The organism is Clostridium sp. AT4, assembly GCF_001517625.2.
Classification (GTDB): Bacteria; Bacillota; Clostridia; order Lachnospirales; family Lachnospiraceae; genus Enterocloster.
In genome coordinates, this window is sequence record NZ_LN999828.1 from 1,904,486 (window position 1) to 1,920,273 (window position 15,788).

The following is a 15,788-nucleotide window of genomic DNA, read 5'->3' on the forward strand; positions in this document are numbered from 1 at the left end:
GACCTCATTTTAATAATCCAGGCTTTCCATATACTTCATGTATTTGGCTACCATAAGCGCGATCTTAAAGGTAATGGCATCCTCAAATACGCGAAGATCCAGTCCGGTGCTCTTCTGCAGCTTATCCAGACGGTAAACCAGGGTATTTCTGTGGATATACAGCTGTCTGGAAGTCTCGGATACGTTCAGGCTGTTCTCAAAGAACTTGTTGATCGTAGCCAGGGTCTCCTCGTCAAACTCATCCGGTGACTTGCCGTCAAATACCTCGCGGATAAACATCTTGCACAGCGGGATGGGAAGCTGATAGATCAGACGGCCGATACCCAGATTGCTGTAAGCGATTACATTTTTGTTTGCATAGAAGATGCGGCCTACATCAAGGGCCATCTTGGCCTCCTTGTAGGAACGTGACACTTCCTTAATATCATTGATCACCGTACCATAGGATACGCGAACCTTTGTCATAGCCTCCGTATTCATCATATCCAAAATTGTGTTGGCAGTCTTGTCCAGCTCTCCGTAAGACTCTCCCTGACGAACCTCTTTTACAAGGATAATATTCTTCTCATCCACTGCTGTAATGAAGTCCTTTGTCTTGGATGCAAAAAGGCTGCGCACGGTCTCAAGAGCATTTACATCCTTTTCATTGTGTGTTTCAATGATAAATACCACGCGCTTCACATCTGTTTCAATATGAAGCTTCTTGGCACGGTTATAGATATCTACTAACAGCAGATTGTCAAGGAGCAGGTTCTTGATAAAGTTGTCCTTATCAAAGCGCTCCTTATAGGCCACCAGAAGGTTCTGGATCTGGAATGCAGCCAGCTTTCCTACCATATATACATCATCGCTGGCTCCCTTTGCAAGCAGGATATACTCAAGCTGATGCTCGTCAAATACCTTAAAGAACTGGTATCCCTGGATCACCTGGCTGTCTGCCGGAGAATCCACAAATACCAGGATCGAACTTTCTGACTCTTCCGCGTCTGTAAAGGTGGATGCCAGCACCTTTCCTTCTGTGTCGCAAATACCTAAATCAATTCTTGTGATTGCTTTTAATCCATCCAGTGTAGTCTGGAGTATCTGATTTGAAATCATTCCATACTCTCCTTTTTGACGTATTTCAAAAGTTTCCACTTTCTCTATTTTCATATTTTAATGCAAAATTACAAAAAAAGCAAGAGAGTTGTCACCTCTCCTGCCTTTTTTTACAATCAGATTTTTTCATTTATGAAATCTGCTGCCCTATTAGTTGATGATTACCTTCTCTGTTTCCTTATCGAAGATATGTACCTTATCCAGATCCATAGCAACCTTGATGGAATCGCCAGGTCTTGCAGTTGTACGAGGATTTACCTTTGCAGTAAAGTTAGCATCATCGATATCGAAGTACAGAAGAACCTCAGAACCTAACATCTCGTATACACGGATCTCAGCCTGGAAAATGCTCTTTGGATTTGCCTCAAGGAATGCTTCCTCATCATGCAGATCCTCTGGACGGATACCCAGAGTAACGGTCTTTCCAATGTAGCCGCCCTCTTCTAAGCCCTTGCCCTTTGCAGCAGGAAGCGCTACTGTGTGACCGCCGAAGGATAAGGTAATGTCAGAACCAGCCTTTGCAACCTGAGCATCGATCATGTTCATCTGAGGAGCGCCGATGAAACCTGCAACGAACTTGTTGCATGGTCTGTCATACAGATTCTGAGGGCTGTCTACCTGCTGTACCACGCCGTCCTTCATAACAACGATTCTGGTACCCAGTGTCATAGCCTCGGTCTGGTCATGTGTAACGTAGATAATCGTTGTTTCCAGTCTCTGATGCAGCTTGGAAATCTCAACACGCATCTGTCCTCTTAACTTTGCATCCAGGTTGGACAGAGGCTCATCCATCAGGAATACCTTAGGACTGCGGACAATCGCACGACCCATAGCTACTCGCTGTCTCTGACCGCCGGACAGAGCCTTTGGCTTACGGTCTAACAGATGCTCCAGATCCAGGATCTTGGCTGCATCATGAACCTTCTTATCGATCTCATCCTTTGGAGTCTTTCTTAACTTCAGGCCGAATGCCATGTTGTCATATACGGACATATGAGGATACAGAGCGTAGTTCTGGAATACCATCGCGATATCTCTGTCCTTTGGCTCAACGTCATTTACCAGCTTGCCGTCGATGTACAGCTCACCAGAGGAAATATCCTCCAGACCTGCGATCATACGAAGGGTAGTGGACTTACCGCAGCCGGACGGACCTACGAAGATGATAAATTCCTTATCTGCAATCTCAAGGTTAAAGTCCTTAACAGCAACGAAACCGTTGGGGTACTTCTTGGTAACATTTCTAAGGGATAAGCTTGCCATATTATAATTTCCTCCTGAATTGGGTTTTTGTAAACTCATTTGCGACTTGCCTATATCATACATGAAAGTCCCTTTTTAATCCATATTGTAAATCCACAAAGTTCAATTTTGTGTTTTAGCTAAATTGTATATCGAATAAAAAAAATATCCAATCTGTCAACACATTCCAATATTTTCTGAAAAAATTTTGTTTATTATGTTATCCTGTCTTCCTTCTCGATAAACCCTTCCCCGAAAACTTCACGAGCGTCGCTGACAACAAAAAACGCATGCGGATCAAACTCACGCACAATTGACTTGATTTTTACAATTTCCTTGGGAGAAACCACGCAAAACAGCAGGTTTTTCTCTTCTTTTGAATACATACCCACTGCTTTTATGCTGGTAACTCCTCTTCCCAGGCGTTCCATCACCGCTTCCGCAATCTCTTTGTCCTGTTTTGAAATGATCCAGGCCTCTTTTGAAAACTTCATTCCTTCGATCAGGCGATCCGTAACTCTGGATACGCAGACAATGGCGATCATCGCATATAAAGAAGGCCTGATCCCGAACACAAGAGCGCCGGCTGCTACAATACCTCCGTCCAAAACCTGCATGATCTGTGCCGATGAATAGTGGCGCAGCCTTCCCCGGATCAGCACGGCCAGCATATCCGTTCCGCCTGTGGTACAGCCTCCAAGGAATACAAGCCCTGTCCCCACGCCGCTGAGAACACCGCCAAAAAGAGCCGATAAAATCATATCTTCCTTCACAAGTCCCATCTCCGGAAGCACATACAAAGCCGCAGACAGCATGGCCGTGGAGTACAAAGTGCGTCCGATAAACTGCCAGCCCATCATACGAAAGGCAGCCAAAAACAGTGGGATATTCAAAACCGTATTAGTCAGCCACAGAGGAACCTGCCAGAGTTCTTTTAAAATAATGGCCGCGCCCGAAACGCCTCCGGTTACCATGCTCACAGGATCAAAAATATTTTTAATAGCAAACGCGATAAGGATCGTTCCTACGGTAATTGCAAGATAATCCCGGATCTGCTGTTTCTTTTCTGTCATAACCAAACCTCCTTCTGTCCGGACTTTCTGTAAAAAAAGAGCAGCCCTTTTAGAACTGCCCTGTAATCTCCACCCTGTGATCGTTTGATCCTGGTATCCTGTAAACACACATCAATCAGATCCGGCGGATGGTCTTTTCTGTAATCTCTATCTTTCCTTCCTTTAAAAGGCGGCCCACGGCACGCTTAAAGGCATTTTTACTCATGTTAAACTCCCTGAGAATCGTTTCAGGACGCGCCTTGTCATTAAAAGGGAGAACTCCGTCAAATTCGTCAATGACCTTTAAAACCTGCTCTGCATCTGCTCCCATCTGGACATAGGCTCTTTCCCTTACGCACAGATCCAGTTTGCCGTCCTCACGAACCCTCATGACTCTGGCTTTTATCTGATCGCCTTCTCTGAAACGGCCGTACATCTCTATTTTGGGGATCAAACCATAATACCGGTTGTCCACTGCTACAAAGGCTCCGATCTGTTCGTTGATCTCATAGATCGTACCTTCCACCCAATCCTCTGCCTTATAAGGAGACTGATTGCTCATATGGGAATATACCTTCATGGTAGCTGCCAGACGGCTGCTCTTGTCCACATAAAGGCAGACCAGGCATTTTTCTCCCCGACGCACCGGATGGCTCTGCTCTTTAAAGGGAAGAAGCAGATCCTTTTCCAGTCCCATATCCAAAAATGCTCCTATCTTTCCTACATCCTTTACCTCCAAAATGGCACATTCCCCCACCTGAAGCTTCGGTCTGGCTGTGGTAGAGATCAAGCGATCCGAGGAATCCTTGTATACAAAAACCTCCACCTTATCTCCGATCTGCGCTCCCTGGGGAACCTGTTTCTTCGGAAGAAGGACTGCTGCCTCATCTCCTGCTTTTTCGCTTAAGTATACGCCGAATTCCTTTGTCCTGACGATCTCAAGCTCCTGTACTTTTCCTAATTCTATCATATGTCTGCTCCTCTTTTACTGTCCCGGCTGCTCCTGTCCTCCAAGCCATACCGCTGCATAAAGCTCTCCCGTTTCATTTACAAGGGCCACAGTCCACTGGCCCTGGCCTGCCGGCGTGATTCTGGGAATCACCGTATCGCCCAGACGAGCTGCCTTTTTATAGTCTGCCCGGATTTCACGGATCTTAAGCCCCACAGGGATGGCATCCTTTGCAATCTCCACATACTGGGAATTATTTACATGATGATTGGTGTCAAGATGATGACGGCCGATCACTACAGCTGCTGCTGTTTCGTATTTCTCCGGAATGAGAATCTTTCTGGGTGCTTCTCCCAGATCCTGAGACGGCTGCGGTATTCCGTAAGGAAGGATATCTTCTGGCTGGATACGCACCGGCATATTTTTTTCTGTATCATAGAAAAACCAGAGAGAATTTGCCCGGACCAGAGGATTATTTTCCTGATCCAGCAGCACAAAATCACGATACCCGTAAAACCCTTTGCTGCCGCAGTGCCAGGTTCCCGCAGTAATCTCCTCCCCCAGCTTCGGATAACGGTCAATCACGATCCGCCAGCCTGAAAGAAGCCATGCGCGATGATGCTCCTTCAGATAGCTTATTCCCATTCTGCCATCCTCTGACTGAAAGGTACTGCAATCCTGCATATAATTGATAATTCCCGGTACGCTCAGCCGTCCTGTTTCATCTGTTTCACTGTACCGGATCCTGCTCTTAAACTGATACATAGCTGCCTCTCTCTGCTTTGGGCCCTCAGGCCAAATCTCCTATTCTGTAAGTATATCATACTTTCAGGCAAAACAAAAGCCTCCAAATGCATCTGCATCTAAAGGCTTTTCAACTGGGCTACAAGGATTCGAACCTTGAAAATGACGGAGTCAGAGTCCGTTGCCTTACCATTTGGCGATAGCCCACTATTTAATTATGTAGAGACGCCATATGCTTCTCAGCTGGGCTACAAGGATTCGAACCTTGAAAATGACGGAGTCAGAGTCCGTTGCCTTACCATTTGGCGATAGCCCATTATTCTTTGCCGCATCCGCAGCTGCGAAAATTATTATACACAGAATAACAAATTTCGTCAAGCACTTTTTATAAAAATGCTTTAGCTGGGCTACAAGGATTCGAACCTTGAAAATGACGGAGTCAGAGTCCGTTGCCTTACCATTTGGCGATAGCCCATCAATACAACGCTATATATTATATAGCAGCTATAGAGTCACGTCAAGTATTTTTTTTATTTTTGCAGGATTTTTTGAAGCTTTTTCATGGAGCGGTTGTATTTTGACAGCTCTGTAGCCAGAGGAAGGCCCAAAGCTGAAGCCACTTCCCTGTGTTTTAAGCCTGCTGCCGCATGAAGAAGCACGATCTGCCGATCCTCTTCCCTTAAGGCAGCCAGAGCATCAGACAAAACCTTACGTTCCGGCGCCTGTTCCAATGCCGCGTATACCTCCCCCTCTTCCTCTTTATCCCATTCAGAAAGCTCCGTTTCCCTCCTGCGCTGTCTGAATCTCATGTAGCACAGATGTCTGGCTATGGTAAACACCCAGGCCAGGGGCTTTCCCTGCGGTTCATAGTCCTCTGCCCTGTCCCATACGCATAAGAAGGTATCCTGCATCAGATCCTCTGCCTCATGGACATCCCTTGTGAGAGACAGGATAAAGCTGTATACCGGCCCCGCAGCCTCTTTATAAAAATCGCGGAAGGTATCCCTGTCTCCCTCCGCGATCTTCTGTATCCATTCCTCTTTCATCAATGGTATCCCCTTTCAGGGATCAGCTTTTTATGAAACCCTACTTTACTCCTTCTTCTGAACGGTAGCTGTTTTCTACTGTAATAGCACAACGGCAGTCCGGATCTCTCCGGCGCATTTCATTGCTGATCCTTGTTCTCAGTTTTCCCACTGCACCATCTTTATATTCTCTTGGAATCACCAGATCAAAAATCAGACAGACATTTTTATCCTTCCCTACCATGCGGAAATCATGGAAGGACAGACGTACATCCACATCTGCCAAAACATTTTCCAGCATTTTCCTGTATGTATTTAACCGCTCATTATCTGTTTCTACCGGATCCATATGGATTACCAGCAAAAGTCCCATTTTCCGGGCGGCTTCCCTCTCAATCCGGTCTACGATCGCATGGGATTCTGCAATTTCCGCGCCCGCTGAAACCTCTGCGTGAATAGAGGCCATGCTTTTGGATGGACCGTAGTTGTGAACAATGAGATCATGGGTACCCAAAATACCGTCAAACCCTTCTACAAAGCTGGATATTTCCTCATAGACCTCAGGAGGAATGGCTTCTCCGATCAAAGGCGCCAGCGTATCCTTTGCAATATTGTAGCCTGCAAAAAGCACTGCTGCTGACACCATAAGACCTGTAATGCCATCAATATTTACATTCCAGAGGCCAAATACCAGAAGAGACAGGGCTGCTGCTCCCGTTGTGACCACATCTCCCATTGCGTCTGCAGCTGTGGCAAGCATCACCTTTGAATTGATCCGCTTTCCCAGCTTCCGGTTAAACGCGGAAAGCCAGAATTTCACGCAGATTGATAAAATCAGAATCACTACCGAAATCCATTTAAAGGTCATAGGCTCCGGGTGAAGGATCTTTCCCACAGATGTTTTAAACAGAGAAAAGCCCACCTGGATGACCAGAAATGCCACGATAAAAGCAGAAATATATTCAATTCTTCCGTGTCCAAAGGGGTGATCCGCATCGGCCGGCTTACCTGCCATCTTCACGCCGATAAAGCCGATGATGGAGGAGGCCGCATCGGACAGGTTGTTAAATGCATCTGCCATAACAGAAACGCTGTTTACCAGAAGCCCGATAAAAAGCTTGGCTCCAAAGAGAAGAAGATTGCAGAAGATTCCTACGATACTCGCTAAAATGCCGTAGGAAGTCCGCACCTCATCTTTTTCCGTATTTTCATATCCTTTTACAAAATGTTTTACCAGAAATTCTGTCATTTTCCCTCACCATATTCAACCTTTTCCAGAAAAAGCCCCTGAGCCGGAGCCGTAAACCCTGCTGCCTGGCGGTTCAGGGCTTCCAGAACGGCCTTCATCTGCTCAGGCTCTCTCTTTCCCAGCCCTGCTTCGATGAGCGTTCCTGTAAGAATCCGAACCATCTGCTGCAAAAAGCCATTTCCTGTATAGCGGATATGCAGGCGGCTCTCTCCCGCTGCTTCAAATTCAATGGAGTCTATCCGGCGGACGGTTGATTTTTTCATCCGGCTGTTGCCGCAAAAACTCTTAAAATCATGGGTTCCGATAAGAAACGCTGCCGCTTCTTCCATTTTTTTCTGATCCAGCCTGCAACCAAGACCATAATAATAATCTCTTTGAAATACGTTCTTTTTAGGGCTCATCTCAATCTGGTAACGGTACGTCTTTCTCGCTGCGCTTAAACGGCTGTGAAAGCGTTCCGGTACTGCCTCACAGGAAAGAACCGCAATATCCTCAGGAAGGTAGGTGTTGATATATTCCAGAATCTGTAAACTTTTGTCTTCATATTCTTCTGTCTGCTTTAAATGGAAATTTGCTGTCTGACCTTCCGCATGAACACCCCTGTCCGTGCGCCCGGAGCCGAAAACCTCTATGGGTCCGCCTGCCATCCTGGTAAGAATCTGCTCTAATTTTCCCTGAATGGTCCGGTCTGTATTTCCCTGCTTCTGCCAGCCATTGTACCGGGTACCGTCATAGGCCAGAATCATCTTGTAATTCATCTGCTCTGTCCTTTCTAACTATTAAGTATCCCGCCTATTATAGTACAAAAAACCGGCTATTACAACTTTATTTTAACAGTGCAAATTCCAGATCCCCGATCATCTGATCCAGAGCACGGATACCGCCCTCTGCGGTATACCATACAGCCGGATTGGACAGATAAATCAGATTTCCATTCCGATACGCTTCTGTTCCCATTATCAGCTCATTTTCCATAATCTCCTGTGCAAGCTTCGCGCCCTCTGTTCCCACTGCAGCATCCCGGTCCAGTACAAACACATAATCCGGCTCCTTTTCCACAACAAACTCAAAGGATGCTTCATTTCCATGAGTTGATGTGTCAATCTCTGCATCAACTCCAATATTCTCAAATCCGGCTTCCCGGCTGATCAGGGAGCATCTGCCGTCATTCCCAAGAACATTAAAACCTCCGCTTGTAACCATCCCCACAATCGCTGCCTTATCCGTTGAAAATCCAGCCAGCGCTGCAAGCCGTTCCTCAAATCCCTCAAGCAGCTGGTCTGCCTGCTCCTCCAATCCAAATATGGACGCAATGATCCCGGCATTTTTTCGGACACTTTCCAATGTTCCAAGCTGGGTATCTATGGACAGATACACGACAGGAGCGATCTCGCTTAAAGCATCATAAGACTTTGCCAGTCTGCCGCCTATAAAAATCACATCCGGCTCACTGGCCATCACTGCCTCCATATCCGCCTCCTTAATCGTGCCGAGAGCTGCAACCTGCTCTTTTTCCATATATTTTTCAAGATAATCTAAGGAAGTATCGGAAGCGCCCACTACCCGTTCTTCCAGTCCCAGCTGTTCTAAAATGTCCAGCGCCGCCATATCCATCACAGCAACCCTCTTTGGGTCAAAGGGAACCTCCAAATCCACCTCCTTCTTATCTCCATTTAAGGTTTTAACGGTAACAACCGACGGTTCTGCCTTTGTAACAGCCTCCGTCTGGCTTTGATTTGTCTCATTTGAACCGGAGCAGGCGGAAAGCCCCAGCACCATAACCGCAGCAAGTATCAATAATCCTGTTTTCTTCATTTTCAATTTCTCCTGTTTTCTTTTTTTAATACCAGATTGAAAGAGGTTTTCCCTCAATCTCCATAATCTCAAACTCTACCCTGTACAGTTTTGACAAAGTCTCTTTTGTGATAACCTCTTCTACTTTTCCAAATTTTTCTACTTTTCCATCTGCAAATGCGCAGATATAATCAGAGTAAAAGGCCGCATAATTAATCTCATGAAGCACCAGCACTACTGTTTTTCCCAGCTCATCACAGAGACGGCGCACCATTTTCATCAGATTCGTGGCATGGTAAATATCCAGGTTGTTAGTGGGTTCGTCCAACAGAATATATTCTGTATCCTGAGCAATTACCATGGCAATATAGGCTCTCTGGCGCTGGCCTCCGGACAGCTCATCTATGAACCGCTCCCTGAAGGCCTCCAGTTCCATATAGGAAATCGCCCGGTCAATTATCCGTTTATCCTCATCCGTCAAACGGCCTCCGGAATAGGGAAAACGCCCAAATGCCACCAGCTCTTCTACGGTAAGTTTCATCTGGATCTGGTTGCTCTGGGTCAGGATTGCAAGCCGTCTGGAAATCATTCCCATAACCGTAGATTTGCCTGCTCCGTTCGGGCCGATAAAGGAAGTTACCTTTCCCCTGGGGATCTGAAAGCTGACCGAATCCACCACTGTTTTTCCATCATATTTTTTAATCAGTTCTCTAATTCTCACAGGCCGCGACGCCTCCTTTCAGTAAGCAGCAGATATAGAAAATAAATGCCGCCAAAAAATGTAATAAAAACACTTACCGGTACTGTATAGGTAAATACCTGCTCCACGATCAGCTGCCCGCCCACCAGGATGATGATCCCAAAAAATACGGAGCCTAAAATCAACTGGCTGTGGCGGTAAGTCTTTAGAAGCTGACGGGAAAGATTCGCAAGAATCAGTCCTAAAAAGGAAACCGATCCTACCATGGCCGTAGCCACTGCGATAAATAATGCCACTCCAAGAAGCAGACGACGGATGCATCTGTCATAATCTATCCCCAGATTAACTGCCTGATCCTTTCCCAATGTGATCACATCCAGAAGTGCTAACTCCTTCCTCAGAGCAAACACCACAAGCGCCAGCACTAAAGCCGCAATGACCATAATTTCAGAATTTACATTTGCAAAGCTTGCTACCAGATCTGCAAGAAGGCTGTCATACTCATTGGGATCCATAATCCGCGTAAGCGCAGACTGCACACTACCGAAAAATGAATTGAGCACAGTACCGATCAGAAGTACATAGAGCACATTATGGCCGGTTTTCCTAAACAGTGTGCTGTAAATCACCGTTGCAGCGGTTCCCATGATCAATAAATCCACTCCAAAGGCCGCCTTTGCATTAACAGCCAGTATACTGCCTGATCCTGCTGCAAAGATAACTGCCGTATGAATCAGCATATAGAGGGAATTCATTCCCAAAAGGCAGGGAGTCACAATGGTATTATTGATAACGGACTGAAATACCAGAGATGCCCCGCCAATGGCAAATGCTGTGATCATCATGGCAAACAGTTTGGGAGCACGAATACGCATGGCATATGCAAACAGCTTCTCATTTTCAAAATCCACATTTACAAGCATATAAAGGGCTGCCGCGCCAAGCGCCAGAACTGCCATAAGGAGCAGCCCGGCCCGAGTTTTATGAGCGTTCTTCTGCATCACTGTATTTTCCTCCCTTTCCCTGCTTCCATAACTCTCATATTTTTTATCTGAGGAAGCTTGAATACAACGGATTTTTTTCCGTACTTCAGCCTGTAAAATATAATGACAATGAAAAGGATACTTCCTACAATCCCTACAATCAATTCGATTGGAAGTTCATAAGGGGCAATCACGCTTCGCCCAATCATGTCACAGGCCAGAACAAACACGGCTCCAAACAGTGCGGTATCTGTCAGCGTACCTCTGATCCTGTCCCCCTTTATCATGGAAATCACATTGGGAACGATAAGGCCGATATAGGAAATGGAACCGACCACCACTACAATAGAGGCTGTGATCATAGCTGAAATGGTAAGCCCCAGAAACAGGATCAGGTGATAGGGCACACCGAGATTTTCCGAAAAATCACGTCCCATTCCCACAATATTGAAGTGATTGGCAAAAAGAAATGCCAGGATTACCAGCGGGACTGTCAGATAAACGATTTCATACCTTCCTCTTAAAACCATGGAAAAATGTCCCACCAGCCAGGAAGATAATGCCTGTGTCATTTCATATTTATATGCCAGATAGCTGGTCATTCCGGAAATCACATTGTTAAACATAATTCCCACCAGCGGAACCATAACCGCATCCTTGAACGGTATCCTCTGAATAAACCAGACAAAAATCCAGGTGCCTGCCAACGCTGCTCCGAATGCAAACAGCGCCCGTCCCCAAAGTGTAGAACCTGGCATAAACAAAAGTGCCAGAAGGATGCCAAACTGCGCTGATGAAATAGTAGCTCCTGTGGTAGGAGATACAAATTTATTCATACAAAGCTGCTGCATCATCAGACCTGCTACGCTCATTCCCACACCTGTGCAGAGAATCGCAAGAAGGCGGGGAAGACGGGAAATCAGTAAAATCTCAAGCTGCTCTGCCCCTCCCGTAATCAAATGGGATGGCGTAAGATCAATTACTCCAATGAACAAAGATGCCGCAGACAGGCATAAAAGAGCCAGGGCCAGAATCACCGTTAAAAATCGACTATTAATAGTAGTACCTCCTTTTTTTAGTTAGTTCTATCTAACTTTTGAATAAAATAAAATGTGTATCTGCTGCTGACCTTTTAAAGTATCGCAGTCGATGCACATGAGCATGATTAGAATACACTAACTTTTATTTTTTGTCAAGAATTATCTTGCAGAACTCGACAGCTGTTTTCCAAATGCCTATAGCTTTCCTTTGTACATGGGTGTTCTTACTTCAATCAGATTGCCGTCCAAATCATAGAAGCGCACCATCTTCTGTCCCCAACTGTACTCTGTAAGCCGATTGACATACTGAATCGACGGATATTGTGTTTCCAATTTACAGATAAAAGCTTCTATCTCCGGCTCTTCAAAATACAACTCGCAGAAATTATTTTCAGGAATAATCTCCTTCCCCAGAGCTTCCCTCCAGATTTTTTCATCCTGAAGCACAAGGCCTTCCGTTAAAATCATATTTCCTTCACTATTAAGCACGGTCTGAAGGCCAAAGAGTTCGTGATAAAATTGCCTTGATTTTTCGATATCTTTTACTGCAAGAAGAATGTTCTTCAGCTTCATGGTCGATCTTCCTTTCTTCCTGTCTACAACTGTCTACCAATTTTCAGAGAATGCAAAATGGCTGAAATTCTTGAAAAATCAAGCAATTCCAGCCAATAAAAAAAGCGCGAGACGGGATTCGAACCCGCGGCCCCCACCTTGGCAAGGTGGTGCTCCACCACTGAGCCACTCGCGCATTTAGTACATTTCACATATACCTTCAAAACCACATACTGAACAACCAAGCCACAACCGTTTTCCCTAAACCTTCTGGTCAAGCCCTCGACCGATTAGTATCAGTCAGCTCCATGCATTGCTGCACTTCCACCTCTGACCTATCTACCTCGTCGTCTTCAAGGGGTCTTACTCTTGCGATGGGATATCTCATCTTGAGGGGGGCTTCACGCTTAGATGCCTTCAGCGTTTATCCCGTCCAGACTTGGCTACCCTGCCATGGCCTTGGTAGGCCAACAGGTACACCAGCGGTCTGTCCATCCCGGTCCTCTCGTACTAAGGACAGCTCCTCTCAAATATCCTACGCCCGCGCCGGATAGGGACCGAACTGTCTCACGACGTTCTGAACCCAGCTCGCGTACCGCTTTAATGGGCGAACAGCCCAACCCTTGGGACCTGCTACAGCCCCAGGATGCGATGAGCCGACATCGAGGTGCCAAACCACTCCGTCGATGTGAACTCTTGGGAGTGATAAGCCTGTTATCCCCAGGGTAGCTTTTATCCGTTGAGCGATGGCAATCCCACTTTCATACCACCGGATCACTAAGTCCTACTTTCGTACCTGCTCCACCCGTCGGTGTCGCAGTCAAGCTCCCTTATGCCTTTGCACTCTTCTAATGGTTTCCAACCATTATGAGGGAACCTTTGAGCGCCTCCGATACCCTTTCGGAGGCGACCGCCCCAGTCAAACTCCCCGCCTGACATTGTCCCCCAGCCAGGTCATGGCTGCAGGTTAGAAATCCAATACCGCAAGGGTGGTATCCCAACAGCGGCTCCTCACAGACTGGCGTCCATGATTCAAAGCCTCCCACCTATCCTGTACATGCAGTACCGAATCCCAGTATCAAGCTGGAGTAAAGCTCCATGGGGTCTTTCCGTCCTGGCGCGGGTAACCAGCATCTTCACTGGTATTTCAATTTCACCGGGTGCATTGTTGAGACAGCGCTCAAATCATTACGCCTTTCGTGCGGGTCGGAACTTACCCGACAAGGAATTTCGCTACCTTAGGACCGTTATAGTTACGGCCGCCGTTTACTGGGGCTTCAATTCAAAGCTTCGATTGCTCTAACCTCTCCTCTTAACCTTCCAGCACCGGGCAGGCGTCAGCCCATATACCTCACCTTACGGTTTTGCATAGACCTGTGTTTTTGCTAAACAGTTGCTTGAGCCTATTCTCTGCGGCCTGGTTTCCCAGGCACCCTTTCTCCCGAAGTTACAGGGTCATTTTGCCGAGTTCCTTAACAATGCTTCTCCCGCCGGCCTTAGGATTCTCTCCTCATCTACCTGTGTCGGTTTACGGTACGGGCACGTATCACACAATAGCGGCTTTTCTTGACAGCCGGAATCGCACACTTCGCTACTTCTGTTCGCTCCGCATCACAGCTTCGGATTGCCAGACGGATTTGCCTGCCTGACTCCTACCCTGCTTGCCCCGGTCTTCCCATTCCCGGGATGTGCTGTCCTTCTGTGTCCCCACAGTTCTGATGATACGCGGTACAGGAATCTCAACCTGTTGTCCATCGGCTACGCTTTTCAGCCTCGCCTTAGGCCCCGACTTACCCAGAGCAGATCAGCTTTACTCTGGAAACCTTGGATATTCGGCCTGGAGGATTCCCACCTCCATCTCGCTACTCATTCCGGCATTCTCTCTTCTTAAAAGTCCACAGCTCCTTGCCGGTACTGCTTCGCCCCTTTAAGAATGCTCCTCTACCAACGATCTCTCGTTCCTAAGCTTCGGTGTTGTGTTTCAGCCCCGGACATTTTCGGCGCAGGACCTCTCGACCAGTGAGCTATTACGCACTCTTTGAATGTGTGGCTGCTTCTAAGCCAACATCCTGGTTGTCTCTGAAATCCCACATCCTTTTCCACTTAACACACACTTTGGGACCTTAGCTGTAGGTCTGGGCTCTTTCCCTTTCGACTGCCCAACTTATCTCGTGCAGTCTGACTCCCGTACATCATTTATGCGGCATTCGGAGTTTGATATCCCTTGGTAAGCTTTGACGCCCCCTTAGGAATTCAGTGCTCTACCTCCGCTAAACTAATACGAGGCTAGCCCTAAAGCTATTTCGAGGAGAACCAGCTATCTCCGGGTTCGATTGGAATTTCTCCCCTATCCACACCTCATTCCCACCCTTTTCAACGGATGTGGATCCGGTCCTCCACGGAATTTTACTTCCGCTTCAACCTGGACATGGATAGGTCACCCGGTTTCGGGTCTGCCTGCGCTGACTTTACGCCCATTTGAGACTTGGTTTCCCTTCGGCTCCACGGCTTTACCGCTTAACCTTGCCAGCGCCGGCAACTCGCCGGACCGTTCTACAAAAAGTACGCGGTCGCACCTTAACGTGCTCCCACAGCTTGTAAACACAGGGTTTCAGGTTCTCTTTCACTCCCCTCCCGGGGTCCTTTTCACCTTTCCTTCACAGTACTATGCGCTATCGGTCACTAAGGAGTATTTAGCCTTGGAGGGTGGTCCCTCCGACTTCCCGCAGGGTTTCTCGTGTCCCGCGGTACTCTGGATCCTGCCGCTGCCTATCGCTTTCATGTACGAGGCTCTCACTCTCTCTGGCCGGGCTTCCCAGCCCGTTCCATTAACGAATCAGCTCACTTATGCAGTCCGTAACCCCAGCATGCACGCACGCTGGTTTAGGCTCCTCCGGTTTCGCTCGCCGCTACTCCCGGAATCGATGTTTCTTTCTTTTCCTCCGGCTACTTAGATGTTTCAGTTCACCGGGTTCCCTCCGCACAGCTATGGATTCACTGTACGGTGACTGAGGGTTGCTCAGCCGGGTTTCCCCATTCAGATATCTCCGGATCAATGGATATTTGCTCCTCCCCGAAGCTTTTCGCAGCTTATCACGTCTTTCATCGGCTCTTAGTGCCAAGGCATCCACCCTGCGCTCTTTATAGCTTGACCAAACGATGTTCGCCTGCGGGTGCGGGCTACTTATCTTTAGATGCATAGCGTTGCATCCTTTGGTTCTAGGTTTACAAATTTGTTGTTTGTTTCCATGCAATCTCTTGCATGGCCTCGGATGTCTTGATATTCGATTGAATATTCAATTCTTTTTGTTCAATATGCGGTTTTCAAGGTACATGTGCGCCTCGCACTCTCATGCTTGG

13 protein-coding genes, 4 tRNA genes and 1 rRNA gene are annotated in these 15,788 nt (G+C 47.1%); all 18 read right to left on the reverse strand.

What is annotated here, in order from left to right; all coding sequences use genetic code 11:
* Positions 1 to 9: 9 nt before the first annotated feature.
* The 18 genes from BN3656_RS15170 to BN3656_RS15255 all read right to left on the reverse strand — a co-directional run bounded on the left by BN3656_RS15170 (position 10) and on the right by BN3656_RS15255 (position 15,582).
* Positions 10 to 1,098: a helix-turn-helix domain-containing protein gene (locus BN3656_RS15170; protein ID WP_066549897.1), complete on the reverse strand. Its 1,089-nt coding sequence runs from the start codon at positions 1,096 to 1,098 to the stop codon at positions 10 to 12.
* A 150-nt stretch (positions 1,099 to 1,248) separates the two neighbouring features.
* Positions 1,249 to 2,361, reverse strand: coding sequence for a sn-glycerol-3-phosphate ABC transporter ATP-binding protein UgpC (ugpC, locus tag BN3656_RS15175; protein ID WP_066549900.1), 1,113 nt, complete (start codon positions 2,359 to 2,361; stop codon positions 1,249 to 1,251).
* 194 nt (positions 2,362 to 2,555) lie between these two features.
* The gene (locus tag BN3656_RS15180; RefSeq protein ID WP_066549907.1) at positions 2,556 to 3,413 is read right to left on the reverse strand and encodes a YitT family protein; all 858 of its coding nucleotides are present in this window, start codon (positions 3,411 to 3,413) and stop codon (positions 2,556 to 2,558) included.
* A 115-nt stretch (positions 3,414 to 3,528) separates the two neighbouring features.
* A complete protein-coding gene (locus tag BN3656_RS15185; protein ID WP_066549914.1) occupies positions 3,529 to 4,362 on the reverse strand; it encodes a S1-like domain-containing RNA-binding protein in 834 nt (277 codons plus the stop codon).
* Between the two features lie 15 nt (positions 4,363 to 4,377).
* Positions 4,378 to 5,106, reverse strand: coding sequence for an acyl-ACP thioesterase domain-containing protein (locus tag BN3656_RS15190; RefSeq protein WP_066549920.1), 729 nt, complete (start codon positions 5,104 to 5,106; stop codon positions 4,378 to 4,380).
* A 113-nt stretch (positions 5,107 to 5,219) separates the two neighbouring features.
* Positions 5,220 to 5,292, reverse strand: a tRNA-Gln gene (locus BN3656_RS15195).
* A gap of 36 nt (positions 5,293 to 5,328) precedes the next feature.
* Positions 5,329 to 5,401, reverse strand: a tRNA-Gln gene (locus BN3656_RS15200).
* An 86-nt stretch (positions 5,402 to 5,487) separates the two neighbouring features.
* Positions 5,488 to 5,560 (reverse strand) — tRNA-Gln (locus tag BN3656_RS15205).
* A 55-nt stretch (positions 5,561 to 5,615) separates the two neighbouring features.
* The gene (locus BN3656_RS15210; protein ID WP_066549923.1) at positions 5,616 to 6,131 is read right to left on the reverse strand and encodes an RNA polymerase sigma factor; all 516 of its coding nucleotides are present in this window, start codon (positions 6,129 to 6,131) and stop codon (positions 5,616 to 5,618) included.
* A gap of 40 nt (positions 6,132 to 6,171) precedes the next feature.
* The gene (locus BN3656_RS15215) at positions 6,172 to 7,359 is read right to left on the reverse strand and encodes a cation diffusion facilitator family transporter (protein ID WP_066549926.1); all 1,188 of its coding nucleotides are present in this window, start codon (positions 7,357 to 7,359) and stop codon (positions 6,172 to 6,174) included.
* Complete coding sequence (gene truA, locus BN3656_RS15220) at positions 7,356 to 8,117, reverse strand: tRNA pseudouridine(38-40) synthase TruA (protein ID WP_066549929.1); 762 nt, start codon at positions 8,115 to 8,117, stop codon at positions 7,356 to 7,358. The genes BN3656_RS15215 and truA overlap by 4 nt, the downstream gene beginning before the upstream one ends.
* A gap of 67 nt (positions 8,118 to 8,184) precedes the next feature.
* Positions 8,185 to 9,174: an ABC transporter substrate-binding protein gene (locus BN3656_RS15225; RefSeq protein ID WP_066549936.1), complete on the reverse strand. Its 990-nt coding sequence runs from the start codon at positions 9,172 to 9,174 to the stop codon at positions 8,185 to 8,187.
* Positions 9,175 to 9,199: 25 nt separating this feature from the next.
* Positions 9,200 to 9,874, reverse strand: coding sequence for an ATP-binding cassette domain-containing protein (locus tag BN3656_RS15230; protein WP_066549944.1), 675 nt, complete (start codon positions 9,872 to 9,874; stop codon positions 9,200 to 9,202).
* A complete protein-coding gene (locus BN3656_RS15235; RefSeq protein ID WP_066549947.1) occupies positions 9,871 to 10,854 on the reverse strand; it encodes an iron chelate uptake ABC transporter family permease subunit in 984 nt (327 codons plus the stop codon). The genes BN3656_RS15230 and BN3656_RS15235 overlap by 4 nt, the downstream gene beginning before the upstream one ends.
* Positions 10,854 to 11,873, reverse strand: a complete 1,020-nt coding sequence (locus tag BN3656_RS15240) for an iron chelate uptake ABC transporter family permease subunit (RefSeq protein ID WP_242963023.1) — start codon at positions 11,871 to 11,873, stop codon at positions 10,854 to 10,856. The genes BN3656_RS15235 and BN3656_RS15240 overlap by 1 nt, the downstream gene beginning before the upstream one ends.
* Positions 11,874 to 12,071: 198 nt before the next feature.
* Positions 12,072 to 12,449: a VOC family protein gene (locus tag BN3656_RS15245; RefSeq protein WP_066549950.1), complete on the reverse strand. Its 378-nt coding sequence runs from the start codon at positions 12,447 to 12,449 to the stop codon at positions 12,072 to 12,074.
* A gap of 103 nt (positions 12,450 to 12,552) precedes the next feature.
* Positions 12,553 to 12,624, reverse strand: a tRNA-Gly gene (locus tag BN3656_RS15250).
* Between the two features lie 74 nt (positions 12,625 to 12,698).
* Positions 12,699 to 15,582 (reverse strand): 23S ribosomal RNA (locus BN3656_RS15255).
* Positions 15,583 to 15,788: the final 206 nt, after the last annotated feature.

What these genes read in the sequence shown, in the direction of transcription:
- BN3656_RS15170 (WP_066549897.1), bottom strand. Translation starts at nt 1,098, where the DNA reads ATGATTTCAAATCAGATACTCCAGACTACACTGGATGGATTAAAAGCA.
- ugpC (WP_066549900.1), bottom strand. Translation starts at nt 2,361, where the DNA reads ATGGCAAGCTTATCCCTTAGAAATGTTACCAAGAAGTACCCCAACGGT.
- BN3656_RS15180 (WP_066549907.1), bottom strand. Translation starts at nt 3,413, where the DNA reads ATGACAGAAAAGAAACAGCAGATCCGGGATTATCTTGCAATTACCGTA.
- BN3656_RS15185 (WP_066549914.1), bottom strand. Translation starts at nt 4,362, where the DNA reads ATGATAGAATTAGGAAAAGTACAGGAGCTTGAGATCGTCAGGACAAAG.
- BN3656_RS15190 (WP_066549920.1), bottom strand. Translation starts at nt 5,106, where the DNA reads ATGTATCAGTTTAAGAGCAGGATCCGGTACAGTGAAACAGATGAAACA.
- BN3656_RS15210 (WP_066549923.1), bottom strand. Translation starts at nt 6,131, where the DNA reads ATGAAAGAGGAATGGATACAGAAGATCGCGGAGGGAGACAGGGATACC.
- BN3656_RS15215 (WP_066549926.1), bottom strand. Translation starts at nt 7,359, where the DNA reads ATGACAGAATTTCTGGTAAAACATTTTGTAAAAGGATATGAAAATACG.
- truA (WP_066549929.1), bottom strand. Translation starts at nt 8,117, where the DNA reads ATGAATTACAAGATGATTCTGGCCTATGACGGTACCCGGTACAATGGC.
- BN3656_RS15225 (WP_066549936.1), bottom strand. Translation starts at nt 9,174, where the DNA reads ATGAAGAAAACAGGATTATTGATACTTGCTGCGGTTATGGTGCTGGGG.
- BN3656_RS15235 (WP_066549947.1), bottom strand. Translation starts at nt 10,854, where the DNA reads ATGCAGAAGAACGCTCATAAAACTCGGGCCGGGCTGCTCCTTATGGCA.
- BN3656_RS15245 (WP_066549950.1), bottom strand. Translation starts at nt 12,449, where the DNA reads ATGAAGCTGAAGAACATTCTTCTTGCAGTAAAAGATATCGAAAAATCA.